Genomic DNA, 23,706 nt, shown 5'->3' with positions numbered 1-23,706 from the left:
GACTGAAGTTGGGTTGGCAGGGTGTTCGTTCCCTTCCTTTCCAAACAGCCGTGGCGAGGCCCTAGGGCGCAACCGAAAAATTACTGAATGTCGTTCACAGGCTCACGTCGGGGGCAGCGGCAACCGCCTGCAGTAGGGCCCAAGGGCCCTCTCGCTCCAGTAGCTCGAGATCGGAACTTTCCGTGGCCAGTAAATAGCCAGCAAAGGCAAGGGCATTGAGGCTGAAGCCAGCGCAATGTTCCTGGGTGCGCCGCACGGTGAGCAGCCAGTTGTCGTCGAAGAGCAGGTTGTACGGATGCCTGGGCTGGGGGTCCTGGCACGGATGGCCCAAGCCCAGCTGCTCGGCATGCTCCAGGTACAGGGCAGCTAGATCCCTACCCCCGAGGGCATCTTTGCGGCGACTCAGCCGATAGGCCCAGGGCCAGGGCCGCTCGTCCCTATCCAGCTGAGCTTGGATTGCCGCAGCCAGGGGCGTGCTGGCTTCTCCAGCTCGGCGGGGCAGCAGCTGCAGATGCCGGTGGGGCTGGCTGGCGCCGGAGGCGGCACAACTGTTGAAGAACCACAGCCCACCTGTGTCCCTGGCCAGGAAAGAGACCCCGCGCCAGTCATCCGCAGAAAGCCAGCCGGATTGCGGCTGCCAGGAGTCCGTGATCAGCAGCAGATGGCCCGCCTGCACTGGATATTTGTTGAGCAGCACCACATGGCCGCTGCTGAGCCTTTCCACTTCCAGGGCTTGCTCCCAGGGCAAAAAGGGATTGGGCTTGGGGCCACCCCGGCGTAGGTGTTTGGGGGTGGTGCTCAGCAAACGCCGCAACACAAATGGCTGCTGCTGCGGAGCGGCCAGGACCTCGGTAGCTAGCGGAACCAGGGAGCCGCTGGCCTCCGCCTGGCTGGATAACTGCAGCGCCAGCTGCCAGATGCGTTCAGCTCGCACCAGCCTTGAGGCGGGCCAGGGATGCTCCCTGGTAGTAGTGACCAAGAATCTGGTTGTAGCGATAGCCCTGCTTAGCCAGATCCTGGGCGCCGTGCTGGCTCATGCTTGCGCCGAGATGGCCATGGGCTTCCAGGGATATCTGGCGGTTTGCGGCATAAAGACTTTCCACGATGGCGCCCTGATAGCTGAGGATCATGCCGGCGGTGCTAGCGGCAGCCTGGCGGGTGCGTTCGTTGCTGCTGGAGAGGCCCTTGTAGGCCTGCCAGCGGGTTGTGTCACCAAGATGCCAGTGACGGTTGGCTGGGCGAGCCATGTGGGCGAGGGCATAGGAGCGGGCGGCTACGGCCTGGGCCCGCAGAGCCTCTAGCGACCAGCTGCTAGGCATCTCAGCTCCAACCACGGCACCGATGTAGGTCTCGAGACCAACGTGATTGACCACCCTGAGCGCGCCACTCTCCGGTATCAGACGCAGGCGACCTCCATAGGGGCGGCCGTTAACCAGTAGGGAGCTCCCACTGGTCTGTAGCCAGGCCTCTGGGCCCTGGAGCCAGAGTTCACTGAGGTTCACCGAACTGCCAGCGCCGCCCTGTTGGAGCAGCTGGCCATCTCGGCTGACCACCTGCCAGGCTCCGCTGGCGGAGAGATCGGGCTTGGAACCGGCGCCGAGCAGGGCGACGCGGATTTCTAGATCGACTCCCGGACCCGCATCGGGCTCAACCAGGCCGAGGCTGGCATTGGCAGGGGCATTTGCTTGAGGTGTGGCCCGGCGCGCCTCGAGACGGCGCAATTGCTCAGCTGCGCTAGTGGTGTCTTGCGCCGGGGGCGGCGTAACAATAAGGGCATCCAGCAACTCGCCCTGGGCGGCCCCATAGGGTCGGGGAGCCAGGCCCTGGGCCGCAAATCCCACCGCCACGGCCACAACAGCCATGGGGCCAGCCAGCATCAGTCTGTGGCTGAAGAGACCATGGAGGCGTAGATCTCTTTTTTGGAGTAGTTCTCTGGTCTGAAGTAGGCCCTGATTCAGGCGCAGGCGACCAGGGAAGCCCAGGACTCGGCTCCGGATCCATCTGCCTGCACCCACAATGTGCCGTTCCAAAGGAGATGACCCGAACCGCTAAGTCGGATCATGCCCGAAGAAGAGCTTTCGCACACCATCCCCCCCGGCCGCGGCGAGCACTGCCAACCCACCACGGAGCTGCGGCCTAGGCGATCGAGCCAAAAAGGGGCAACCAGCGCGTGGGCAGATCCAGTTACCGGATCCTCATCAATGCCAAGGCCGGGAGCGAAGAAACGCAGCTGGTAGTCGGCTGGCCGTCCAAGCACGCAGGGACGGTCGTTTATCGATCCGGTATCGATGGCCTGCATCAACACCAAGCCGGCCCGATCAGGACCCTCTAATTCCGCAGCCAGGCCAGGCAACTGGGCCAGCGCGACCTCTGGCGTTAGCAAGGCCACCCGATAACCGAGGCCTGAGCTCCAGTAGGCCAGGGGTGAGGCTCCTAGGCGTTTATGCAGCAACCGGATCAGCGCTGGCGCTGGCTCGGCCGGCAGCAGACCAGCGCTGGGCAGCACCAGCTGCCCTGAGCTGCCGCTGGCATCAAGGGCTACCGCCAGGAGGCCACTGCGGGTGAACAGCTCCAATCCCCTGCCGGGCGCCAGCTGCTGCCAGTGGCCCAAGGCCAGCAGGGCGGCAAGGGTGGCATGGCCGCAGAGGGGGACTTCGCAGCTGGGGGTGAACCAGCGCAGGGTCCAGCGGCCCTGCTGCTGCAGCAAGAAAGCCGTCTCAGACTGGTTGAGACTGCGGGCAATGGCCTGCAGGGAAACATCGCCCAAGGGCTGGTCTAGATGCACCACGGCCGCACCGTTGCCGCAACAAGGTTCATCAGCAAAGGCCTCAACCAGCACAGCTGGCCGGGCGACAAGGGGCACGACGGCAGAGCCCGGCAAGCTCATGATTGCTGCCACTCGGGCCGCAGATCTCGCTCCATCAGAGCCTTGACGGCGGCTGCAGGGGTGCTGTGGCCTTCGAGCACCAGCACAACCTGCTCGCAGATCGGCAGATGCCAGCCTTTGCGGCTGGCAAGCTGCAGGGCCGCTCTGGCCGTGCGAGGACCCTCAACGGTTGCTGAGATGCGCTCGCTTGCCTGCTGTTCGCTGCAGCCCTCGGCCAGAAGCACGCCACAGCGATAGTTGCGGCTGAGGCTGCTGTTAGCAGTCGCCAACAGATCACCCAAGCCAGCCAGGCCGTAGAGAGTGCTGGTGGCACCGCCCAAACCCTCCAACACCACGCCAATCTCGGCTAAGCCCCGGCAGAGCAGGGAGGCCTTGGCGTTTGCACCTAGCGCCAGACCATCGGAGATGCCTGCCGCCACGGCCATCACGTTTTTGAGGGCCCCTGCAGCCTCGGTGCCGATCGGATCGGTGTTTGTGTAGAGGCGCAGCGAGGTGTCGCTGAGCTGTTGCTGAAAGCGACGGGCTAGATCCTGATCCGCAGCTGCGATCACGCTGGCCGCGGGTAGTCCTTGGCGCACCTCGGTTGCCAGATTCGGCCCACTCAGCACCAGCAAGGGGGCCTCCGCCAACTGATTTGACCAGAGCTGGGTGGCAGTTGCCAGCAGCTGGAGATCCAACCCCTTGCTGCAACTCAATAGGGGCAGTCCGGTGGGCCAATGGGGAGCCAGCTGCTCAGCCAGGGGCTGGACCCCTGCCATGGCTACCGCCGAAACCACCAGATCCTGATTAGCCAGCAGGTCCACCGGACTGGTGCCAGATCGCCGGGACCAACCCGTGACGATGTGACCTTGCTGACCCCAGCGCTCAAGCAGGGTTTGCCCCCAAGCCCCCAGGCCCAACACGGCAATGCGAATGCCCATCGACTCCGAAGCAGCAGGCAGGTAGGCACTGCCATCATGAGACAAGCCCATGGCTGCGGCTTCAGCTCTGGGATTTTGTGGCAATGAGCTCAGCTTCGCCCTGGCAGGACTGGCACGGCACTGGCCTTGTGGTGGGGTGTGGCGGCATCGGCCAGGCCCTGCTCCAGGAGCTGGCCAGCATCGCCCCAGGGCTGCAGCTTGTGGGAGCCTCACGCCAGGACTGGCGCTTGCCAAAGGATCCCCTATGGGGCGATGTCGAGTTTTTAGCGCTGGATCTCACCGACGACTCCAGCCTCTCGGCGTTGGCAGCGAGCCTGGAGAATCGCCCCCCCCTGCGGCTGGTGATCAACACGGCCGGCCTGCTGCATGGGCCCCTGCTTCAACCGGAAAAGCGGCTCAGCCAGGTGAATCGCCAGGCCCTAGAGCGCAGCTTTGCGGTGAATGCCTTTGCGCCCCTTTTACTGGCCCAGGCGATCGAATCCCTGCTCAGCCCCGCAGACCCATTTCATTTCGCCAGCCTTTCGGCCCGGGTGGGAAGCATTGGCGATAACCAACTCGGTGGCTGGTACGCCTACCGGGCCGCAAAGGCTGCCCAAAATCAGATGCTGCGCACCCTGGCCCTGGAATGGGCTCGCAGAAAGCCCAAGGGGTGTGTGAGCCTGCTGCACCCCGGAACCACGGCCACGGGCCTCTCCGCTCCCTTCCAGGCCGGTGTGCCGCCAGATCGGTTGTTCAGCGCAGAGCGCGCTGCTCGACAGCTGCTCAACGTATTGGCGCTGCTTGGGCCGCAACAGACTGGGCAGTTCTGGGCCTGGGATGGCCAGCAAATCGCCTGGTAGCTCTGAAATCAAGCAGCGTTTGCTTGCAGGATTGCTAGGGAAATCACCTCCAAAGCGGAGTCCTCCGTGGCCTCCAGGCACACCGGTGGTGCCATGCCGTCCTCGTAGGCCTCAAGCCAACGCGGCGCGCAGACACACCAATGGTCTCCAGGCTTGAGACCGGGGAAGCCGTAGGCGGGCGCCGGGGTACTTAGGTCGTTTCCCTGGGCCTGGCTGTAGCGCAAGAAGGCATCGCTAACGACGCAGCAGACGCTGTGACGTCCCAGGTCGGAGGCATTGGTGCGGCAATGACCGTCGCGGAACCAACCTGTCATTGGTTGGCAGCCGCACACCACCAAGGGTTCACCCAGCACATTTAGCGAAGCGGGGGCAGGCTGGCTGAAATCGCTCATGGGAACCGGGGAAAATTGGGATAGCTCCAGTCTGGCCAGGCAGTTCGGAGCTTGCAGCACTGGTCTGAGCACAGGCTTCAGAGCTATGCGAAAGGCAACACACCCGCACAATGTTGGGCTGGGTAGTTGACGGATTCCGGGGGGGAGGCGTTAAAGGTCGATGAGCGCGTTCACCTTGTCTTTCAGCGCGGCCCCCTTCATGAGCTGGGAATTCTCCGAAGACGCGGCCTTTCTGGCCCTCTGCGACGCGTACAAAGAAAGCGGTGAACCCTCCGCCATGGAATTCCTCGCCCACGGCGAAGGAGCTTTCCATTTCCAGGAACTCACCCAGAACGCCGCCGGCGAAGGCATCGACCTGAGCGACTCCTCCAACCTGGAGGAGTTTCAGCAGGAGGTGATCGACGCCCTCGAAGAGCTGTGCAGCTAGACCTCAGGAGTAGAAAAAAGCAATCTCCTTAGCTTTCAAACCATCCCAACCGGCGGCCTTAAGCCGCTCATCAAGGCTGGCTTGGTCGAAATGCTTCGAGCCTGTCTTGACGATGCGATTGCGCATCGATTTTTTGACGCCGCTGCGGGCCCGCTGGCTTTCAAGGTCCATTACCTCCGTATAGAGAGCGATCATCTCGGCGGGGATTGGGGTGCCATCAAGGTCGATGCCCGAGGCGATTGCGGCATCAACGCCGCCTGGACCGGCAATGGCCATAGCCGTTTTGCAAGGTGATTGACCAGGCTAGAAGCCGCCGCCCCCTGCTCAGGCTGAGAAGTAACGGGCTTGGCTATGGAGGGCCACCAGGGCAGTAGTGCTCTGCTCTGGTTCGAGTTGGTCGCTCTCATCCATCGAAAGACCAATCCGCTCGGCACCGAGCCAGGCGAGCTGCTGGCGGGAGTCGGCCACGTTTGGGCAGGCGGGGTAGCCAAAGGAGTAGCGGCTACCCCGATAGCGCTGGGCCAGCACGTCGCGCAGCGGCATCGCGGCCGGATCAGCAAAGCCAAGCTCACGCCTGATGCGCGCATGCACCCATTCGGCCAAAGCCTCAGCCATCTGGACCCCAAGTCCATGGAAATAGAGGTAATCGGTGTATTGATCGGCTTTAAAAAGCTGCTGGGCAAAGCTGGTGGCGCCTTCGCCCATAGTTACGGCCTGCATCGGCAACACATCGGTTGGCAGCAAAGAGCCATCGGCTGCAATTGCGAGATCTCGGTAAAAATCAGCGATGCAATAGCGGTTGCCTGAGCGCTGGCGGGGCAGTTCAAAGAGTCCTAATTGTTGCTGGCGCTTAGCGGGGTCAAACAAGACCACGGCGTTGCCACTACGGCCGCAAGGGAAATAGCCGTAGGCCACCCGCGGCGACAGGAGGCCCTCCTCGAGACAGCGACCCATCCAGTGCTGCAGAACAGGCTCCGCCTTCTCGGCCAGCATGGCTTCGTAGTCTTCGCGGCTCTGCTGCTGGGTCTTACGCAGCTGCCACTGGCCCGCAAATAGGGCGTTGCGATCTAGGTAAGCGAATACTTCCTGCAGGTCGATCTCCTGCTCTGTCAAAACCTGGCTGCCCCAGAAAGGTGGCTCAAGGGCGCTCTCCTCGGCCACAGCCATAGAGCGCTGATCATTTGAGCTCTGATCATTTAGTTCCGAGCTGGGAGTGGCTTCTGGGGTGGAAATAGCTGCTACTTCAATCGCCGCATCAGCCTTGGCAGGCTCTTCTGCGGAGGACTGAGGGGAGGTGATGCCAAGCCCCTCCGGAATCGTTCCAAGGAAACCCTGCAGGTCATCCCAATCGCCAGCGGCCTTTGCATCCATCAGGGCGTCCATGAAACGCAGGTCGGCAAATGCGTCGCGGCCGTAGATAACTTGACCTTGATAGGCGGCCCGACAATCGCCATTTACAAACCTAGGCGTAAGTGCTGCTCCGCCAAGTATTACCGGTACGGCGATGCCAGCCTGATTAAAGGCTTCCAGATTGTCTTTCATGAAGGCCGTCGATTTCACAAGTAGACCGCTCATGGCAATGCAGTCTGCTTGATGCTTCTGCTGGGCATCGATAATGGCCTCGCAGCTCTGCTTGATGCCTAGATTGACAACCTCATAACCGTTATTAGTGAGAATAATATCTACAAGATTTTTACCTATATCATGCACGTCACCTTTAACAGTGGCGATCAGGAATTTACCCTTGGCCGAGCTTTCTCCCTCGGCCGTTTCCATGTAGGGCTCGAGATGGGCTACCGCCGCCTTCATGGTTTCGGCGCTCTGTAGTACGAAGGGCAATTGCATCTGGCCGGAGCCGAAGAGTTCGCCCACCACCTTCATGCCGTCGAGCAAAAAGGTATTAATGATCTGCAGGGGCGGGTAATTGGCAAGCGCTTCGTTTAGGGAGGCATCAAGCCCGATGCGCTCACCATCAATGATGTGCTGCTTGAGACGCTCCTCCACCTTCAGGTCGGCCAGGGAGGGGCCTGAGGCCCTGGCTTCTTTGGCGCTCACCCCTTCAAACAAGGTGGTGAGCACGGTGAGCGGGTCGTAGCTGCAAATAGCACCCGGCTCATTGGTCTCGAAGCGGCGCCGGTCGTAGATCAGATCGCGGCACACTTGCTGATGCTCTGGACTGATCTTTGCTAGGGGCAGAATCTTGGCAGGGCTAATGATCGCCGCATCCATGCCGGCTTCGCAGCAGTCGTGCAGAAACACCGAATTGAGCACAATCCGAGCAGCCGGCGACAGTCCGAAACTGACGTTGCTGACGCCCAGCACCACATGCACCCCTGGTAGGTCCGTGCGAATGCGGCGGATTGCCTCAATCGTGGCTGCTCCATTGAGGCGATCTTCCTCAATGCCCGTGGATATCGGTAGGGCTAGGGGGTCGTAGAAAATCTCGTGAGCAGGAATGCCAAACTCAACCGCATCTCGGTAGGCGCGCTGGGCAATAGCAAACTTGCGCTCGGCTGTGCGTGCCATGCCCTCTTCATCGATGGTGCCAACGACCACCCCGGCGCCATAGGCCTTGGCCAGCTCCAGCACCTTGAAGAAACGCTCATCCCCATCTTCGTAGTTGGTGGAATTGAGGATGCATTTACCACCGGACACCTTGAGCCCGGCCTCCATTTTCTGCCACTCGGTGGAGTCAAGCATCAACGGCAGGTTGACGTTGGTGACAAGACGGCTCACCAGCTCATGCATGTCCCGTTCACCATCGCGACCGACGTAATCGACGTTGACGTCGAGCACGTGGGCGTTCTCCTTCACCTGACCCCGCGCCACTCCCACCAGGCCATCCCAATCCTCCTCAGCTAGCAGCTCGCGCACTTTCTTGCTGCCGCTGGCGTTAAGCCGTTCACCAATGATCAGGAAGGAATTGTCCTGGTGGTAGGGCGTGGTGCTGTAGATCGAGGCCGCGGCAGGCTCACCCTGCAGCAGGGGGCGGGCGTGCTGGGTCTGGGGGGTGCGCACCGGTCGAGCAGCTGGATGCAGCTCGGCTGCCAATTCGGTCAATGCGGCGATGTGGGCAGGGGTGGTGCCGCAGCAGCCACCTATAACCTGCACGCCTAGATCTTCAACGAAGTGCAGCAACTGCATCTTCATTTCGAGCGGGGTCAAGCGGTAGTGGGCTACACCGCCAATGTTTTCTGGCAGGCCGGCGTTGGGGATACAGCTCACCACAAACGGACTGTGCTCACTCAGGTAGCGGATGTGCTCCTTCATCTGCTCCGGTCCCGTGGCGCAGTTGAGCCCCAGCACATCAATCGGGAATGGCTCCAGGATCGCCACCACAGCAGCTATATCGGAGCCGACCAACATTGTGCCAGTGGTCTCCATCGTCACGCTCACCATCAACGGACGCCGCTGACCGGTCTTGGCGAAGGCGTCCTCAATGCCCTGCAGGGCCGCCTTGATCTGCAGTACGTCCTGGCAGGTCTCGACGATAAATAGATCCACATCTCCCGCCAGCAGCCCTTCGGCCTGCTCAGCAAACGATGCCTTCATCGTGTCGAAATCGATGTGGCCGAGGGTCGGCAGCTTGGTGGTCGGCCCCATGGAGCCAGCCACGAAGCGCGGCTTGTCTGGGGTGGAGTAGGCAGCGGCAACTTCACGGGCCAGCTCTGCTGCCCTCTTGTTGAGGGCAAAGGTCTGGTCGGCGATGTCGTATTCAGCCAGCACCAGCGAGGTGGCCCCGAAGGTGTCGGTTTCGATCACATCGCAGCCCGCCTCCAAAAACTGGCGATGCACTGCCTGCACCGCATCGGGGCGGGTGAAAACCAGATTTTCATTGCAGCCCTCAAGGGCGGCGCCGCCGAAATCATCGGGGCCCAGATCCATCTGCTGCAGCGAGGTGCCTGTGGCACCGTCAAAGACCAGAACCGGCCGCCCGAGCCCATGCAGGCGCTCAAGAAAGCCGATTCGCTTAACCAGCTGGGGTGCTACTGCCGCAGTCATGTTGATCAACCGTCTACGCGAATCCGAGTCACCCAGTGGTCATAGGCGGAATCGCGGCCTTCTGTGATTGCCGTTAGGCGATCACGAATCGCATTCATTATCGGCCGCTGGCCAGGCATGTCGGTGGTCTCCACCCGGCGCACCGGGGTGACCTTGGCGGCGGTGCCGCTGAGGAACACTTCATCAGCTACAAACAGCTCGCTCTTATCGACAGGACGCTCCAGGGTGGGAATGCCCATGGCCTGGGCCAGTTCCAGCACGCTGGCGCGGGTGATGCCTTCAAGGATGTCCTGATCAACCCCAGGGGTGATCAATACACCATCTCGAACAATAAAAAGATTCATGCCGCTGGCTTCACTTACCTTGCCGCGACTGTTGAGCAGCAGGGCCTCATCAAAACCGCTTTTTACAGCTTCTGTTTTAGCCAAGGAGCTGGTGATGTAAGCACCACTGATTTTGCCGCGCAGGGGCAAGGAGCGGTCTTCTTGGCGGGTCCAAGAGGAAATGCGGCAGCTCACACCCTCCGGAGAGAGGTAGTCGCCCAGCTCCAGTCCGTAGATGAGAAAATCGGTCTCAATATTGTGCAGCCGGGGCGCGATACCCAGATCACTGGTGTACACAAACGGGCGCAAATAAACTGGGCAGGTTGGTTTATTAGCCCGCAAGAAGGTCACGATCGCTTCGTGGATGGTTTCTTCGGGTAGCTCAGTTAGCAGCAGCCGGGCACTTTGGCTGAGGCGGCGGGTGTGGCGATCGGCGCGGAAAAGCAGGATCTCAGCCGGGTCGCTGGGATTGGGCAGGGCCCGCATGCCGCCAAAGGCTGCAGTGCCGTAGTGGAGGGCGTGGGTGGCCACCGACAGGGTGGCTTCGGCAAAGGGCACGCATCGGCCACCGAACCAGGCGTAAGGCAGGAACTGGTGCATGGTGAGGGCGAAGCGGGCGGTGCTGGCGCGGCGGCCTGGGGCCGGAATGAACCGATCTTCTCACCGCAGCAAGCAGGATGGGGCGATGCATCGCTTGGCATCGATACCTGGGGGAGGAGCAGCAGCCGATATCGGCGCCTTGGTGGAGCAGCCTGCCGCGCCTGTGCTGCTGCTCAGCAGTGCTGACACCGACCTACTGGCCATGGACCAGCTGCTTGAGCGGGAACCCCAGCTGCTGAGAGCTGAGCTGCGCGGCCTAAACCTGGCGGCCCTGGCCCACCCGGCCCAGATCGACCACTACCTCAATTTCACGGTGCGCCACGCCCGGCTGGTGGTTGTGCGGTTACTGGGGGGGAGGGGCCACTGGAGTTATGGCTTGGAGCAGCTCCAGAACTGGGCAGGCTTAGCTCCAGGGCGCCAACTGCTCGTGCTGGCGGGCACGGCCGATGAGGAGCAGGTGCTGGCGGGGCTGGGCACCGTTGATCCTGAATTAGCAATCGGCCTGGCCCGCTGCCTGCGGGAGGGGGGACCCGCCAACTTGCGCCAACTGCTACGGGCTTTGCAGGCTCTGCTCGAAGGTCGGTCCCCAGCGCCGCCACGAGCCGAGCCTCTCGCCGATCCACTAGCCCATGATTGGCAGCAGGAGAAAGGCCCTCGCGTAGGCGTGATCGCCTATCGGGCCCTGCTACAGGCCGGTGACCTGGCGCTGATGGATGCCACCCTGCTGGCCCTGCGCCAGGCGGGACTATGCCCGCGGGCGCTGTGGGTAAGCGGCCTACGGGATGGGGCGGTGCAGCGGGGTGTGGCCGACCTGCTGCAGCGGGAAGCAGTCCAGGCCGTGTTGTGCAGCACCTCCTTTGCCTCAGTGCAGTTTGAGGAGGCCGGCCTAGGGGCGCCGCTATGGGAGCAACTAGGTGTGCCGGTGCTGCAGCTGCTTTGCAGTAGCCAGCCCCGCAGCCGCTGGCAGACCAGCAGCATCGGCTTGGGCCCAACCGACCTCACCCTCCAGGTGGCCTTGCCAGAGTTGGACGGGCGGCTCACTACTCGCATTGGCGCCTTTAAGGAGACCGTGGGCGCCAGCGAGCGTCTTGCTTCGGCCCTGCAGCGCTACCAACCGGATCCGGAACGGCTGGCCTGGATCGCCCAGCTCTGTGCCAACTGGATCCGCCTGCGCCAAACCCCAGCTGCCGAAAGGCGCGTTGCGCTTGTGCTGGCCAACTACCCAACCCGCAACAGCCGCCTCGCCAATGGCGTCGGACTCGATACGCCGGCTTCAACGGCCTTGATGTTGCAGTGGCTTGCCGGGGCTGGTTACAAATTGCAGGGCCCAGTGCCTGTTGATGGCGAAGCCTTGATCCAGATGCTGCTGGCTGGACGCAGCAACGATCCGGAAAGCGAGCACCGACCCGCCCTGACCCTGCTGCCCCTTGCCACATACCAGGACTGGTATGCCTGCCTCCCCAGCGAGGGCCGCCAAAGGCTAGAGGCGGTGTGGGGACCGCCTGAACTCGATGTCGCTCTGGTTAGCGCCGCCGGAGCTGCAGCCGGCTTCCCGATTCGTGGTCTGCAGCTCGGCCACGTGAGCGTGTTGATCCAGCCTGACCGCGGCTACGACAGGGATCCGACCCTCAGCTATCACAGCCCCGACCTACCCCCCACCCACGCCTACCTGGCCCAATACCTCTGGCTGCGTCAGGAGTTTGGCGCCCATGCGGTGGTGCATGTGGGCAAGCACGGCAACCTGGAATGGCTGCCTGGCAAGGGGTTGGGGCTGTCCGCCAGCTGTTTTCCGGAGTGGGCCCTGGGGCCGCTGCCACACCTTTATCCCTTCATCGTCAACGATCCCGGCGAGGGTTCCCAGGCCAAGCGCCGCAGCCAGGCGGTGATCCTCGATCACCTGACGCCACCCCTCGGACGGGCAGGCCTGCATGGCGCACTGCAGCGACTTGAGGTGCTGCTGGATGAGTATTGGGAAGCCTGTCAGCTCGGCAGTGAACGGGCAGTCCCCCTGCGCCAGACCCTGGCCGAGCAGCTCGAGAGCATGGAACTGCCGCTCGGTAGAGCCGCGGAGCTTGATAGCCGGCTCGATGCGGCCGATGGCTACCTTTGCGAGCTCAAGGAGGCCCAGATCCGCCTGGGGCTCCACACCTTCGGCACCCTGCCGGAGCCCGATCGGCTGGCCGAGCTCCTGCTCTGCCTTGCCCGCTGTCCCTTGGCAGCGCAACCCGGCCTCACCCAGGCCCTGGCGCAAGACCTGCAGCTCAGCTTCGACCCCTGGGGCGATGAAGACAGCACGCCCCTGGGCCAGCCAGACCAGCAACGGCTCCAGGCCGCCTTTGGCGGAGAGCTACCGCGCCTGGTGGGAGATGGGGTTGCGCTGTTGGAGGCGCAAGCACTGACCTTGGTGGAGCAGGAGCTGGCCGGTTTGCAACAAAGCCAAGCCAAGGCTTCGCCCTTGGCTGGACCCAGGCTGCAGCAGGCGCTGCAGCACCTGCGCCAGGCCCTGCTGCCCCCCCTAGTGGCCTGCGGCCGCGCCGAACGGGAAGCCTTCCTGCGGGGCCTGGAGGGGGAGCGCATTGCCGCAGGACCCTCCGGCGCCCCCACCCGCGGCCGGCCAGACCTGCTGCCGACGGGGCGCAACTTTTACAGTGTCGACCTGCGCGGGCTACCCACAGAAGCGGCCTGGGACCTGGGCCGCCGCAGCGCCGAGTTGCTGCTGGAACTGCACCTTCAAGAGCAGGGGGAGCACCTGGGCAACTTGGCCCTATCGGTTTGGGGCACGGCAACGATGCGCAATGGCGGCGAAGACATCGCCCAGGCCCTGGCCCTACTTGGCGTGAGACCGATTTGGGACGGACCCACCCGCCGCATGGTGGATCTGGAGGTGATTCCCCTCAGCCTGCTGGGCCGGCCGCGGGTGGACGTCACCCTGCGCATCTCAGGACTGTTCCGCGACGCCTTCCCCCAGCTGGTGGGGTGGGTTAACCGGGCCACTGAACTGGTAGCCGCTCTAGCCGAACCAGAGGCAGACAACCCCCTCGCCGCCGCCTACCGCCGCGAAGGCCACAGCGCCCGCGTCTACGGCTCAGCGCCAGGGGCCTACGGGGCAGGACTGCAGGGCCTGATCGACAGCGGCCACTGGGAGGAGCGGGCAGACCTGGGCGAGGTTTTTTTGAACTGGAGCAGCTGGCGTTACGACAGCCAGGCCGGGGCTGCTGGGCAGGCTGGAATCGAAGCCCAGGCCGACCGGAGCGGCCTGGAGCAACGCCTCAAGGCGGTGCAGGTGGTGTTGCACAACCAGGACAACCGGGAGCACGACCTGCTCGACTCCGACGACTACTACCAGTTTCAGGGGGGATTGAGTGCAGCGGTGGAGCGGGTCTCAGGGCAGCGCCCAGCACTTTGGTTTGGCGACCATTCCCGAGCTGCCCGGCCCAGGCTGCACAGGCTGGAGCGGGAGTTTGACAAGGTGCTGCGCAGTCGCGTGCTCAACCCTCGCTGGATCGAAGCGATGAGAGGTCACGGCTACAAGGGCGGCTTCGAAATGGCTGCCAGCCTCGATTATTTGTTTGCCTACGACGCCAGTACCGGCCGAGTGCCTGACTGGGGCTACGGCGCCATCTGCGACCAGTGGCTCGGGGATCAGACAGTGCGTGATTTTCTGGTGCAGAGCAATCCCTGGGCCCTGCGAGACATGGCCGAACGGCTCCTGGAAGCCCACAACAGGGGTCTGTGGGAAGGGGCACAAAAAAACCAGCTGGAGCAGTTGCGCCAGCTGGTTCTTGATAGCGAAAGTCTGATTGAGCAGCGCTAAGGCAACCAAGCCGGCTTGCTCAACCTTTCAATTCTCTGCTCATGCGCTTGAAGGGATCAATGTCGCCAGCCTTGCCGCTGGCCTGCTGGCTGCTCTGGGCCTGAGACCTTGCCATTGCAGCTGCCTGGGCCTGGGCCTGAGCTTGAGCTTGCGCCTGCTCCTGCTCCTGCTTGATCGCTGCGGTACCACCAGGCACGTTCACCCCCATGGCAGAACCTTTCATGCGCTGATCAAGCTCCGCCTGGGACATAGTTTGGGCGAAGGTCTTCTTGACTGGTTTTGGGACACCACGGGTGAGATCAAAGGCTGGTTCAGCCTGGTTGGTCTGCCCACCCAAGCCATCGGAGACCCGCTCCAGCCGCGACTCCATCGAAGCCACCTCTGCCACCATCTCCTTGTTGCCCGGGCTATCAACCGTGCCCGGGAAGGTGCGGCGAATGGTGTTAGACCGCCGCATGAAATCAACGTTGCCCATGCTGCTGGAAGCATCGGCGTCCAGGAAGAAGGTCTCAACCTCCTTTTTGGGCTGGGGGGTCTTCGGGGCGGCGGCGTTGCCGTCGCGGGTGGCGAACAGGCGATCAAACAAACCCATCGTCTGCCAGGGGTAAGCGTCAGGAAACCCTAGCGGCCAAGAAGGGCTAGTCCATGGGTATCGGTACCGCAACTCATCAAAAGGCCACGTTGCTGCAGCTCAGCGGCGATCGCATCGCACACCAGAGGCGTTGGTGTCCAGCGCGGCTGCATCTGGTAGTCGTACCAGGCCTCGGCGCCATCAAAACCAAGACGATCAGCCGCAGCTATCAATCGCTGGAAGGGCAGGCGGTAGCGGGCGGGATGGGCAAGCAGCAGCAGGCCCCCCGCTTGGCGCCCCGCTTCCAGCACCGCCTCAGCGTGGAGCGCTGGCCCCACCAGGGCCCGGCCCTGCAGGTAAGGCTCAAGGCTGGGGTGATCGGCATCAAAACCAAGAACCAACACATGCACCAAACAACCCTCGAGCAAGCAGCTGATTTCCACCCCTCGCCAGAAGCTGGGCACGGCACGGCCCTCGCTAGCCGCCGCCTCAAAGACCTCCATGGCAGGCCCGTGGGCGGCCAGGCTGTGGTGATCGGTGATCGCTAGGTGCTCCAGACCGAGGTCTAGGGCCTGCTGGGCCAGCTCAAGGGGGCTCAGGCTGCCGTCGCTGCAGATGGTGTGGCAATGGAAATTGACCCGGCCAGGGCAGCAGGCCGGCGTCAGCTGGCGGAGCACCTGGCGCAAGGGGTGATCAGGCACTCGGGGACAACCGCTCCGCCCGCAGCCGCCGCCAGCGGGCATAGAACTGAATCGAAGCAGCCATGAACACCACCAGGGCCACCACGAACCAGGTGGCAGCGCCGGTGGGGAATTGGTTTTTGAACACCACCAGCATCACGACGATCACCAGCAGCAGGGTGGGCAGCTCGTTTAAGGCCCGCAATTGCTTCGGGCTCCAGCTGCAGTCTCCACTGTTGAGCTGACCCATCAACCGATAGCAAAAGGCGTGATAGGCCAGCAGGGCCGCCACGAAAGCCAGCTTGGCGTGCATCCAGCCCTGCTGCAGCCAGGCGGGATTCACGCTCAGCAGGCCAGCCGCACACACCACTGCGACCACCATGCCGGGGGTGGTGATGATGTTGGCCAGACGGCGTTCCATCAAGCCGTACTGGGCCTGGAAAGCCGGCCGCAGGGATTCCTCCAGCTCCTCAGCCTCGCGGTGATAGATGAACAGCCGCACTAGATAGAAAAGCCCGGCAAACCACACCACCACCCCCACGATGTGGAGAGTCTTGAACCAGAGGTAGGCCTCGGCGGGCCAGCTCAGGGTCAATAAGGGCATGGCGGTAGTTCAAGCAGGGGCCCACAAGCTAGGCCCGCAGTGCTCAGTGGGCCGCAGCAGTCAGTGGGCTGCAGCGGTGGCCCGGATCGCCGCCAGCTCCTCGGCGGAGATCTTCTCGAGCTGCTTCATCACCAGCCCCATGCGGTGATTGCGGCGCAGACCCTCTTGGTTCCGAGCCAGGAAATCCCAATAAAGGGCATTGAATGGGCAGGCATCCGGACCAGTGCGCTGCTTGGGGTTGTAGCTGCAGCCCTTGCAGTAGCTGCTCATCCGATTGATGTAATTGCCGCTGGCGGCGTAAGGCTTGCTGGCCAGCATGCCGCCATCGGCAAACATCCCCATGCCGAGCACGTTGGTTTGCATCACCCAGTCGTAGCCGTCAATAAACATGCGGTGAAACCAGGCGGTGAAGGCCTGGGGATCGAGGCCGGCGATCAAGCCGTAGTTGGCTAGCACCATCAAGCGCTGGATGTGGTGGGCGTAGCCGCTTACCTCGAGCTCGGCCAGCACCGTGTCCATGCAGGCCATGCCACTGCCGCCCAGCTGCTCCAGCCAGGCGGGCAAGGGACGATTAGCGCCGAAGTGATTTCGGGCTGGATAGTCGGCGCCAAACCACCAGTAGAGGCCGTGGGTGTATTCGCGCCAGCCCAGGATCTGGCGAATCACCCCTTCCAGGCAGGCCAGGGGGGTACCCCGCTCCAGCCCTGCCTGCTCCAGCCTGCGGATCACCTCAAGCGGATGCAACAGGCCAATGTTGAGATATGGGGAGAGCAGGGCGTGCCACAGGGTGGGCTGGCCGCTGACCATGGCGTCCTGGAACGGGCCGAAGCCATCGAGGCGCGTATAGATGAAATGCTCCAGCACCGCCAGAGCCTGGCTGCGGCTAACTGCCCAGCCGAACGGCGCACTGCTCCCTGGTAAGCCAGGGTCAGCATCGACCTCAAGCTCCTGGGCCAGCTGGTCCACCTTGGCAATCACGGCCCGGGTGATTGCATCTGGCTCAAACACCAAGGGCTCTGGCCCCACCAGCCCCTTGGGCGGTGCCTTGCGATTCTCCTGGTCGTAGTTCCACTGGCCACCAAGCGGCTGGCCGTCATCGCTCATCAGTACGCCAAAACGTTTGCGGCCCTCCCGATAGAACAATTCCATGCGCAGCTGCTTGTAAGGAGCAGCCCAGGCGCCGAAATCATCCCGGCTCCAGAGAAAGGCATTGGAGAGGTGCCACACGAGGGGCGTAGGCAGGGGCAACCGTTCAATCGCTTCCCGAAAGGGGCGCTCGGCTGGCTCCATCAGGTGCAGCTCGCTGATCTCGTGCTCAGCCAGCCAATCCTTTAGCGCCTCAGCAAAGGTCGAGGTCTCAAGCAGGTCCACCGTCCAACCCCGCTGGCGCAACTCGGCCGCGAAGTGGCGCATGGCACTCCAAACCAGCACCAGCTTCTGCCGGTGATAGCGGCGTTGCTGCAGCACCGAGCTGCTCTCAATGAGCAACACCCGGGCGGTTGCGGGGGTGTGGGCTGCCAAAGCTGCCTGGAGCGGGTCCAGCTGGTCGCCCAGCACCCAGACGCCAATCACGCTCAGGCCTCCCCAGCCAGGCGGCAGGCACGGCGGGCTACGGCCGCGGCATAGCCCCGCTCCACCGGACCAGCCAGGGGGCTGAGCACCCCATTGCGGCAATCCACCACCAGACGCTCGTGCTGACCCTGCTGGTCGTTTACCCGCAGCCGCAGCTGCCAGTGATGCTTAGCGCTGCGGTGGATCTCATCACCACAGACGGGCCCAACGCAGATGCCGGGGGCGCCAAGGGCCGGCGGCGTTAGGGCAGGTGAAAAAAGCAGCAGCAGCCCCAGGGCCAAGGGCAGTAGCAGCAGGGAACCCAGACGCCTCAACTGGCCAACTCCTCGCCGGCGGGCTCGTCACTGGGATGAAAGTAATCCCACACCTGGCGGGCCAGGGCCGGCCCCACTCCCGGGGCAGCGGCGATCTGCTCTGGACTGGCCAACTGAATGGCATCAATCGAGCGGAAGTGGGCCAACAACTCCTTGACCCTTTTCGGTCCCAGGCCAGGAATATCGGAGAGGCGCGAGCGCTTCATCCGCTCGCCCCGCTGCTGGCGATGGAAGCTCACAGCGAAGCGGTGGGCCTCATCGCGCAGGCGGCGCAGCAGCTGCACACCCAGCTGGTCGGGCTCACTCTCCAAGGGCTGTTTGGCCCCTGGCATAAACACCTCCTCCCGCTGCTTGGCCAAGGAACACACCACCAGCTCTTCGTGCAGATTCAGCTCCCGCAGGGCCTCCATCACCGCCGAGAGCTGACCCTTGCCGCCGTCGATCATCACCACATCGGGCCAATCATTGAGGCCTCCGGTGTGGAGCGTGGTGCTAGCGGCCCGCCTCAGCTCACCCAGGTCGGCACCCTCGGCCTTGGCCTGGGCCCAGCGGCGGAAGCGGCGGCGCATGATCTCGGCCATGGCCATGAAGTCGTCGGAGTGGCCGGAGCGGATCGAGCTGCTTTGGATCTTGTATTTGCGGTAGTGCTGCTTGGCCGGCAGCCCATCGATAAACACCACCTGGGAGGCCACAGCGTCGCTGCCCTGGATGTGGCTGATGTCGTAGCCCTCGACGCGGCGTGGGGGGGTTGGCAGCTCCAGCAGCTGGGCCAAGTCTTCAGTGGCCAGCAGTTGCTGCTCGGCGCCGCGCTGGGCCCGCTGCAGCTCGTAGCTGGCATTGCGCTCCAGCAGCTCGATCAGATCAGCTTTCTGCTGCCGCTGGGGCACTGCAAGTTTCACCTTGCGGCCGCGGCGCTCCGCCAGCCACTCCTCGATCAAGGGCTGCTGGGGTAGGGCGTGCTGCAGCAGCAGCTCGGGGGGAATCTCCACCGGCTCCACCTGGCTGTAGTGCTCCTCCACCACCCGCTGCAGGATGCGGCCGGGCTCCAGGGGCTGGCCATCGGCGCCGACCGCATCAGCGGTGAAGCCGAGCCGCCCCACCAGCTTGCCGGCCCGCATCTGGAAAAGCTGCACCGCCGCCACCCGCTCATCGGCGGCTAATGCCACCACATCACGGCTCACCGAGCTGTCGCCGAGGCTCATTTTCTGGTCGGCGGTGAGGGTGTCGATGCCCTGCAGCTGGTCGCGCACCCGCGCAGCGCTCTCGAAGTCGAGGCGCTCGGCGTACTTACCCATCTGCTCATTCAGCAGCTCGAGCAGCTCCTCGTTGCGCCCTTGAAACACCATCGCCACCTGACGCAGGGTGTGGTGGTAGGCCTCAGAGCTGATCTTTTCCTGGCACACCCCTGGGCAGCGGCCGATGTCGTAGTTGAGGCAGGTGCGCTCCCTATAGAGCGGCTGGGGCCGCTGGCGCAGCGGGAACACCCGCTTCACCAGGGTGAGGGTGCGGCGCAGTAGGCCCACATCCACATAGGGCCCGTAGAAGCGATCCAGGGGTGAGCGAAACCGCCGCCGCCGGGTGATGAAGATGCGGGGGTAGGCCTCACTCCAGGTGATGCATAGATAGGGATATTTCTTGTCGTCTTTCAGCAGCACATTGAAGTGCGGCTGGTTCTGTTTGATCAGGTTGGATTCGAGCGCCAGCGCCTCGGCTTCACTGTCGGTGACGATGAATTCGATCTCACACACCTGGCGCACCATCAGGGAGATGCGTGGGCTGTGGCCATGGCCGCTGCCGCTTTGGAAATAACTGCGCACCCGATTGCGCAGCACCTTGGCCTTGCCGATGTAGAGGATGCGATCGCTGGCATCGCGCAGCAGATAGCAGCCCGGCTCGGAGGGCACCTCCTTAAGCCGGACCTTGAGGCGTTCGGGTTGCTGCAGCAGGGGTAGGTTCAACCGCCGTATTGCCAGCCGGTGCTGCCGAGCTCGAGGGCAGCACCATCGCGGTGCAGGGTGGCTGTCTTCACCTCGCCCACAAACACGGTGTGGTCGCCATGGGCCACCTGACCCACCAGCTCACATTCCACCGCACCCAGGGCGTTGTCGAGAATCGGCAAGCCCAGCTCACCGAGGCTGAAGGGGGCTGCATCGAAGCGACCGCCCATGCCTTTTTGGGGTTTGAAGAAAACGGCGGCCAGATCCTTCTGGTCAGCGGCAAGCACGTTCAGGGAAAATTTCTTAGTGCGCTGAATGATGCCGTTGCTGGTGCTGTCGGCCCGTACAGCCATCACCACCAAAGGCGGCTCAAAGGAGCCCTGGGTCACCCAGCTGGCTGTGAAGCCATTGACCTCATCCCCCTCAGCTACGCCGCAGATGAACACGCCATGGGGAATTTTGCGCAGCAGGGTTTTCTTGGCTTCGGCGTTGAGGGCAGTGTTAAGGGCCATGGCGGCAAGGGCGCTGGGAACTACACCCACCCTAGAAACGCCTGGGGCACCCATAGGCTGGGCCGATGCGCGCCCTCTACCCCGGCAGCTTCGATCCCCTCACCCTGGGCCACCTCGACCTGATCGAGAGGGCAGCACGCCTGTTTGACGGCCTGGTGGTGGCGGTGCTGCAGAACCCCAGCAAGCAGCCAGCCTTCAGCCTCGAGCAGCGCCTGGAGCAGATAGGCACCGCCACCGCCCATCTCCCGGGGGTTGAAGTGGGCAGTTTCGATGGCCTCACCGTCGATTTCGCCGGTCGTTGCCAGGCCCAGGTGATTCTGCGGGGCCTGCGGGCCCTGAGCGACTTTGAATTCGAGTTGCAGATCGCCCACACCAACAAAAGCCTGGCCCCCCAGGTGGAAACCCTCTTTCTTGCTACTGCTGTGCACCACAGCTTTCTGAGCAGTTCAGTGGTGAAGGAGGTGGCTCGCTTTGGCGGCGATGTGCGTCACATGGTGCCCCCCGGAGTGGCGGAAGACCTGTGCAGGCTTTTTAATCGGGCATCTGTTTAGAGCTGTTCATGGCCGAGCCCACCATCACCGTGCTGGATCAGCTCGATCAGCTGGAGGAGATCGTGCTGGAGGGCAGCCGCATTCCGTTCAGCGGCGGAAGGCTGGTCAATGAGCAGGACGCCATTGAAGTGATGGATGCCCTGCGGGAATCGTTGCCGGCCCAGCTGCAGCAGGCCGTAGGCCTCATCCGCCAGCGTGAGGAATTCATTAGCCAGGCCCGCCAGCAGGCCGACGAGATCATTGCTGCTGGCAAGAGGGAGCGGGAGCAGCTGATCAACTCAGCTGCCATTCGTCAGGAGGCGGAGCGGCAGGTGGGGGAGCTGCGGGATCAGGCCCGCCAGCAATGCGAGCAGCTGATGTTGCAAGCCCGCCAGCAGGTTGCCCAGGCTGAACAGGAGCACCAGGCGCGCATGGCCCAGATGGAGCAGCAATTTGCAATCCGCCGCCAGCAGCTCGAACAGGAAACGGCCGAGCGCAACCGCCAGCTGCTCGAGCAGCACGATCGCAATCGTCAACAGGCGATGGCCGAACTTGAGCAAATCCGCCAGGAGGGAGTGAGAGTGCAGCGCGATAGCCAGGCAGAAGCCGAGCGGGTGCACAACGACGCCCTGCAGTTCCGCCAGCAGACCCAGCAGCAATGCGACGCTCTGGTGAGCCGCAGCCGCCAGGAGTCGGCCACCATTCAAGAGGGAGCCAACCGCTACGCCGAGCAGGTGCTGGGCGAACTCGAGGGCAGGTTGAAGGAGATGAGCCAGGTGGTACTGGGGGGCCGCAGCGAGCTGGTGCGACTGCAGGGGCCAGAAGCCACCGCGCCAGCTGGGTCGGAAACGACGGGCCGCCGCCGCCGAGTAGCCAACACTCTCAAGCAGCTAGCGGGCTAGGGGGGGCACAGCTGGCTGTTTTGCGCTTGGCGCAGCACCCTGCCAATAGTGTCGTTAGGCGAGCTGGCGCCATTGCTGATGGCGCTTACGTAGCGGGGCCCGGCCCCCGTCATCAGCACGCCACTGATGGAGCGCACACCGCTGATCGTGCCTGTTTTGCCATAGAACTGTCCCTGCAGGGGGGTGCCCACATAAAGGTTGCGCAGGGTGCCCCGCTGGCCCGCAACCGCCATCGACGCCAGATAGGCGCGGCCGTAGGGGTGCTGATCCATGCGCATCAGCAGCGCGACCAAAAAGCGGCTGGTGAGCCGGTTGGCGCGGTCGAGGCCGCTGCCATCGGCAAGGCGAATACCCTGCATCGGCAGGCCCTGTTCGGTGAGCCACAGCATCTGTAGCTGGGTGGCTCGAGCCAAATCCCAGGTGCCAGCCCCCTGTCGCAGCAGTACTTCGGCGGTAAAATTGTGGCTTTCGGTATTGGCCAGGCTCAGCAGGTTGTGCATTGGAGCCGATGGCTCCTGATGCAGCAGCACCGCATCACCGGGCAGGGGAGCGCGGGACGACACCAGTGACACCTGCACCTTGGCCCCACGCTGAACCATGGTTTTCTGCAGCAGGGTCTGCAGTCGTGAAGGCGGATTCATCACCGCATCGTTTATGGCATTGCTGGTGACCGCTAGCCGGGTGATCGGGGCGCCGTAGGCGTAGTAGCGATCGTCTGGGTGCCAACCTTGGGGCCACCAGGCCTGGCGTGGCTCCTCGGCGATCTGCAACCGCACCAGCGAGGGGGTCTCACCACTGCTGCCACCCGATCCCATCGCCAACATGGCGAATCGCTGCAGCTGGGGCAGGGCCAGGTCGGGGTCACCCTCGCCAGTGAGGCGGAAGCTGCCATCCCCCAACCGCCAGAGCTGGGTATTGAGGCGGTAATCAGGGCCCAATCTGTCCAGGGCGTAGGCCGTGCTCACCAGCTTCTGGTTGGAAGCGGGAATACGGGGCCGGTTGCCGTTGAGGTCGGCCAGCAGACGACCCTGGGCATCGGCAATGGTGATGCTCCACACAGAAGCCTGGCCAGCCACGGTGGCAAGCAGCCGCTGCTGCAGCGCCGGACAGCTCAGCTGAGCCTGCAGCTGGGGCAGGCCGACCGGTGGGGGCAGGAGCGGAAGGGTCGCTAGGGGCACCTGCTGAGCCAGGGGCACCTGCTGAGCCAAGGCAGTGGCTGGCGAAAGCGCCAAAACGAGCCCAAGGGCATGCACACCAGAAAGGCTCAGCAGAAGCTGACGCTTAGCAGGGGTTTTGAGGGGGGCCATCTCAGCCACCTCCAACCTGGAGGCCACTAACCGTGCCGCCAACCCGGAACTGCTCCCCCTCAATTTCCACTGGGGCACCAATCTTGAGGGTTTGGTTGCCAAAAACCACACCACCAGCGCTCTTGCGGCCCTGACCCTGGAGCACAAAACGAGCATCGAGGCTGCCCAGAATTGCCTGGTTGGGGTCCACAGCCGTCACCACCGATCCGTTGGGTTGGACCGCCACCAGGCGCCGCTGCAGGGGCAATACCTGCTTGAGCGCCACCGAGCCATGGGGCTGGTTGCGGATCACGATTGCAACCTTGCCCTCCCGCTGGGCGGCCTGAATCAAGGCTCCGGGATCAGCCACCGGCACACCACGCACATCCACCAGCACGGTGACTGGGGTGAGGCCGCCGGTGGCCTGAGCCACCGCTCCGCTCAGCTTGGGGCTCCAGATCACACCTGCGGCAGCTAGCAGCACCGCAACTCCGGCACCGATGTCAACCAAGCTCCAGGAGCGTCCTTTTGCGACAGGGCTCTGGTCGCTCTCGGAAGCCATCGGCAGGGTTTGCGTTTGGCGAAGTGTACGGA

At 63.4% G+C, this 23,706-nt stretch carries 22 protein-coding genes; 5 read left to right on the top strand and 17 right to left on the bottom strand.

The annotated features are described in order from the left end of the window. Positions 1 to 94: 94 nt before the first annotated feature. From U9970_RS05170 to U9970_RS05155, 4 genes are all read right to left on the bottom strand, one after another. The gene (locus tag U9970_RS05170) at positions 95 to 934 is read right to left on the bottom strand and encodes an ATP adenylyltransferase family protein (RefSeq protein ID WP_322765607.1); all 840 of its coding nucleotides are present in this window, start codon (positions 932 to 934) and stop codon (positions 95 to 97) included. After that, complete coding sequence (locus tag U9970_RS05165; protein WP_322765606.1) at positions 924 to 1,862, bottom strand: SpoIID/LytB domain-containing protein; 939 nt, start codon at positions 1,860 to 1,862, stop codon at positions 924 to 926. The genes U9970_RS05170 and U9970_RS05165 overlap by 11 nt, the downstream gene beginning before the upstream one ends. A 92-nt stretch (positions 1,863 to 1,954) precedes the next feature. After that, on the bottom strand, positions 1,955 to 2,887 hold the full coding sequence (locus U9970_RS05160; RefSeq protein WP_322765605.1) for a PhzF family phenazine biosynthesis protein: 933 nt from the start codon (positions 2,885 to 2,887) through the stop codon (positions 1,955 to 1,957). Further along, entirely contained in the window at positions 2,884 to 3,858 is a 975-nt protein-coding gene (locus tag U9970_RS05155) for an NAD(P)H-dependent glycerol-3-phosphate dehydrogenase (protein ID WP_322765604.1), read from the bottom strand. Before U9970_RS05155 ends, U9970_RS05160 begins: the two co-directional genes overlap by 4 nt. 32 nt (positions 3,859 to 3,890) lie before the next feature. On the opposite strand from U9970_RS05155, the gene U9970_RS05150 reads away from it, so the two are divergent. Beyond that, positions 3,891 to 4,646, top strand: coding sequence for an SDR family NAD(P)-dependent oxidoreductase (locus tag U9970_RS05150; RefSeq protein WP_322765603.1), 756 nt, complete (start codon positions 3,891 to 3,893; stop codon positions 4,644 to 4,646). Positions 4,647 to 4,654: 8 nt separating this feature from the next. On the opposite strand, the gene U9970_RS05145 is transcribed toward U9970_RS05150, so the two are convergent. Then, entirely contained in the window at positions 4,655 to 5,038 is a 384-nt protein-coding gene (locus U9970_RS05145; protein WP_322765602.1) for a DUF2237 family protein, read from the bottom strand. A gap of 199 nt (positions 5,039 to 5,237) precedes the next feature. Between U9970_RS05145 and U9970_RS05140 the strand changes: the two genes are divergently transcribed. Next, positions 5,238 to 5,465, top strand: coding sequence for a hypothetical protein (locus U9970_RS05140; RefSeq protein WP_322766031.1), 228 nt, complete (start codon positions 5,238 to 5,240; stop codon positions 5,463 to 5,465). 3 nt (positions 5,466 to 5,468) lie between these two features. On the opposite strand, the gene U9970_RS05135 is transcribed toward U9970_RS05140, so the two are convergent. From U9970_RS05135 to U9970_RS05125, 3 genes are read right to left on the bottom strand one after another with little or no spacing between them, the layout of a single operon-like run. Next, positions 5,469 to 5,741: a small RNA NsiR4-regulated ssr1528 family protein gene (locus tag U9970_RS05135; protein ID WP_322765601.1), complete on the bottom strand. Its 273-nt coding sequence runs from the start codon at positions 5,739 to 5,741 to the stop codon at positions 5,469 to 5,471. A gap of 48 nt (positions 5,742 to 5,789) precedes the next feature. Continuing rightward, positions 5,790 to 9,467 (bottom strand): methionine synthase, encoded by a 3,678-nt coding sequence (metH, locus tag U9970_RS05130; protein ID WP_322765600.1) that lies wholly within the window; start codon positions 9,465 to 9,467, stop codon positions 5,790 to 5,792. A gap of 5 nt (positions 9,468 to 9,472) precedes the next feature. Continuing rightward, positions 9,473 to 10,390 (bottom strand): branched-chain amino acid transaminase, encoded by a 918-nt coding sequence (locus U9970_RS05125; protein WP_322765599.1) that lies wholly within the window; start codon positions 10,388 to 10,390, stop codon positions 9,473 to 9,475. 85 nt (positions 10,391 to 10,475) lie between these two features. On the opposite strand from U9970_RS05125, the gene cobN reads away from it, so the two are divergent. Continuing rightward, positions 10,476 to 14,204: a cobaltochelatase subunit CobN gene (cobN, locus tag U9970_RS05120; RefSeq protein ID WP_322766030.1), complete on the top strand. Its 3,729-nt coding sequence runs from the start codon at positions 10,476 to 10,478 to the stop codon at positions 14,202 to 14,204. A 19-nt stretch (positions 14,205 to 14,223) separates the two neighbouring features. On the opposite strand, the gene U9970_RS05115 is transcribed toward cobN, so the two are convergent. From U9970_RS05115 to U9970_RS05085, 7 genes are read right to left on the bottom strand one after another with little or no spacing between them, the layout of a single operon-like run. Continuing rightward, the gene (locus tag U9970_RS05115; RefSeq protein WP_322765598.1) at positions 14,224 to 14,796 is read right to left on the bottom strand and encodes a hypothetical protein; all 573 of its coding nucleotides are present in this window, start codon (positions 14,794 to 14,796) and stop codon (positions 14,224 to 14,226) included. A 29-nt stretch (positions 14,797 to 14,825) separates the two neighbouring features. After that, positions 14,826 to 15,518, bottom strand: coding sequence for a PHP domain-containing protein (locus U9970_RS05110; protein WP_322765597.1), 693 nt, complete (start codon positions 15,516 to 15,518; stop codon positions 14,826 to 14,828). Further along, positions 15,469 to 16,059: a protoporphyrinogen oxidase HemJ gene (gene hemJ / locus U9970_RS05105; RefSeq protein ID WP_322765596.1), complete on the bottom strand. Its 591-nt coding sequence runs from the start codon at positions 16,057 to 16,059 to the stop codon at positions 15,469 to 15,471. The genes U9970_RS05110 and hemJ overlap by 50 nt, the downstream gene beginning before the upstream one ends. Before the next feature lie 60 nt (positions 16,060 to 16,119). After that, positions 16,120 to 17,631 carry a cryptochrome/photolyase family protein gene (locus U9970_RS05100; protein ID WP_322765595.1) on the bottom strand — a complete coding sequence of 504 codons (1,512 nt, stop codon included), beginning with the start codon at positions 17,629 to 17,631 and terminating at the stop codon, positions 16,120 to 16,122. 2 nt (positions 17,632 to 17,633) lie between these two features. Then, entirely contained in the window at positions 17,634 to 17,945 is a 312-nt protein-coding gene (locus U9970_RS05095; protein ID WP_407653082.1) for a hypothetical protein, read from the bottom strand. Continuing rightward, positions 17,942 to 19,903 (bottom strand): excinuclease ABC subunit UvrC, encoded by a 1,962-nt coding sequence (gene uvrC / locus U9970_RS05090; protein ID WP_322765594.1) that lies wholly within the window; start codon positions 19,901 to 19,903, stop codon positions 17,942 to 17,944. Before uvrC ends, U9970_RS05095 begins: the two co-directional genes overlap by 4 nt. Beyond that, positions 19,900 to 20,394, bottom strand: a complete 495-nt coding sequence (locus tag U9970_RS05085) for a flavin reductase family protein (RefSeq protein WP_322766029.1) — start codon at positions 20,392 to 20,394, stop codon at positions 19,900 to 19,902. Before U9970_RS05085 ends, uvrC begins: the two co-directional genes overlap by 4 nt. Before the next feature lie 65 nt (positions 20,395 to 20,459). Between U9970_RS05085 and coaD the strand changes: the two genes are divergently transcribed. Both coaD and U9970_RS05075 read left to right on the top strand, forming a co-directional pair. Then, positions 20,460 to 20,945, top strand: coding sequence for a pantetheine-phosphate adenylyltransferase (coaD, locus tag U9970_RS05080; RefSeq protein ID WP_322765593.1), 486 nt, complete (start codon positions 20,460 to 20,462; stop codon positions 20,943 to 20,945). An 8-nt stretch (positions 20,946 to 20,953) separates the two neighbouring features. After that, a complete protein-coding gene (locus U9970_RS05075; protein WP_322765592.1) occupies positions 20,954 to 21,826 on the top strand; it encodes a coiled-coil domain-containing protein in 873 nt (290 codons plus the stop codon). Here U9970_RS05075 and dacB read toward each other — a convergent pair. Together dacB and U9970_RS05065 are read right to left on the bottom strand one after the other, a co-directional pair. Continuing rightward, positions 21,823 to 23,133, bottom strand: a complete 1,311-nt coding sequence (dacB, locus tag U9970_RS05070; protein ID WP_322765591.1) for a D-alanyl-D-alanine carboxypeptidase/D-alanyl-D-alanine endopeptidase — start codon at positions 23,131 to 23,133, stop codon at positions 21,823 to 21,825. The two genes, U9970_RS05075 and dacB, sit on opposite strands and share 4 nt — an antisense overlap. A gap of 1 nt (position 23,134) precedes the next feature. Further along, a complete protein-coding gene (locus U9970_RS05065; protein WP_322765590.1) occupies positions 23,135 to 23,674 on the bottom strand; it encodes a DUF4330 domain-containing protein in 540 nt (179 codons plus the stop codon). Positions 23,675 to 23,706 lie beyond the last annotated feature (32 nt).

The sequence above is a fragment of the Cyanobium usitatum str. Tous genome, assembly GCF_963920485.1.
GTDB classification, from domain to species: domain Bacteria; phylum Cyanobacteriota; class Cyanobacteriia; order PCC-6307; family Cyanobiaceae; genus Cyanobium_A; species Cyanobium_A usitatum_A.
The sequence above is the reverse complement of the archived record's forward strand: the minus strand, read 5'-3'. Positions and strand labels throughout refer to the sequence as shown.

What these genes read in the sequence shown, in the direction of transcription:
- U9970_RS05165 (WP_322765606.1), bottom strand. Translation starts at nt 1,862, where the DNA reads ATGGCTGTTGTGGCCGTGGCGGTGGGATTTGCGGCCCAGGGCCTGGCT.
- U9970_RS05160 (WP_322765605.1), bottom strand. Translation starts at nt 2,887, where the DNA reads ATGAGCTTGCCGGGCTCTGCCGTCGTGCCCCTTGTCGCCCGGCCAGCT.
- U9970_RS05155 (WP_322765604.1), bottom strand. Translation starts at nt 3,858, where the DNA reads ATGGGCTTGTCTCATGATGGCAGTGCCTACCTGCCTGCTGCTTCGGAG.
- U9970_RS05150 (WP_322765603.1), top strand. Translation starts at nt 3,891, where the DNA reads ATGAGCTCAGCTTCGCCCTGGCAGGACTGGCACGGCACTGGCCTTGTG.
- U9970_RS05145 (WP_322765602.1), bottom strand. Translation starts at nt 5,038, where the DNA reads ATGAGCGATTTCAGCCAGCCTGCCCCCGCTTCGCTAAATGTGCTGGGT.
- U9970_RS05140 (WP_322766031.1), top strand. Translation starts at nt 5,238, where the DNA reads ATGAGCTGGGAATTCTCCGAAGACGCGGCCTTTCTGGCCCTCTGCGAC.
- U9970_RS05135 (WP_322765601.1), bottom strand. Translation starts at nt 5,741, where the DNA reads ATGGCCATTGCCGGTCCAGGCGGCGTTGATGCCGCAATCGCCTCGGGC.
- metH (WP_322765600.1), bottom strand. Translation starts at nt 9,467, where the DNA reads ATGACTGCGGCAGTAGCACCCCAGCTGGTTAAGCGAATCGGCTTTCTT.
- U9970_RS05125 (WP_322765599.1), bottom strand. Translation starts at nt 10,390, where the DNA reads ATGCACCAGTTCCTGCCTTACGCCTGGTTCGGTGGCCGATGCGTGCCC.
- cobN (WP_322766030.1), top strand. Translation starts at nt 10,476, where the DNA reads ATGCATCGCTTGGCATCGATACCTGGGGGAGGAGCAGCAGCCGATATC.
- U9970_RS05115 (WP_322765598.1), bottom strand. Translation starts at nt 14,796, where the DNA reads ATGGGTTTGTTTGATCGCCTGTTCGCCACCCGCGACGGCAACGCCGCC.
- U9970_RS05110 (WP_322765597.1), bottom strand. Translation starts at nt 15,518, where the DNA reads ATGCCCGCTGGCGGCGGCTGCGGGCGGAGCGGTTGTCCCCGAGTGCCT.
- hemJ (WP_322765596.1), bottom strand. Translation starts at nt 16,059, where the DNA reads ATGCCCTTATTGACCCTGAGCTGGCCCGCCGAGGCCTACCTCTGGTTC.
- U9970_RS05085 (WP_322766029.1), bottom strand. Translation starts at nt 20,394, where the DNA reads ATGGCCCTTAACACTGCCCTCAACGCCGAAGCCAAGAAAACCCTGCTG.
- coaD (WP_322765593.1), top strand. Translation starts at nt 20,460, where the DNA reads ATGCGCGCCCTCTACCCCGGCAGCTTCGATCCCCTCACCCTGGGCCAC.
- U9970_RS05075 (WP_322765592.1), top strand. Translation starts at nt 20,954, where the DNA reads ATGGCCGAGCCCACCATCACCGTGCTGGATCAGCTCGATCAGCTGGAG.
- dacB (WP_322765591.1), bottom strand. Translation starts at nt 23,133, where the DNA reads ATGGCCCCCCTCAAAACCCCTGCTAAGCGTCAGCTTCTGCTGAGCCTT.
- U9970_RS05065 (WP_322765590.1), bottom strand. Translation starts at nt 23,674, where the DNA reads ATGGCTTCCGAGAGCGACCAGAGCCCTGTCGCAAAAGGACGCTCCTGG.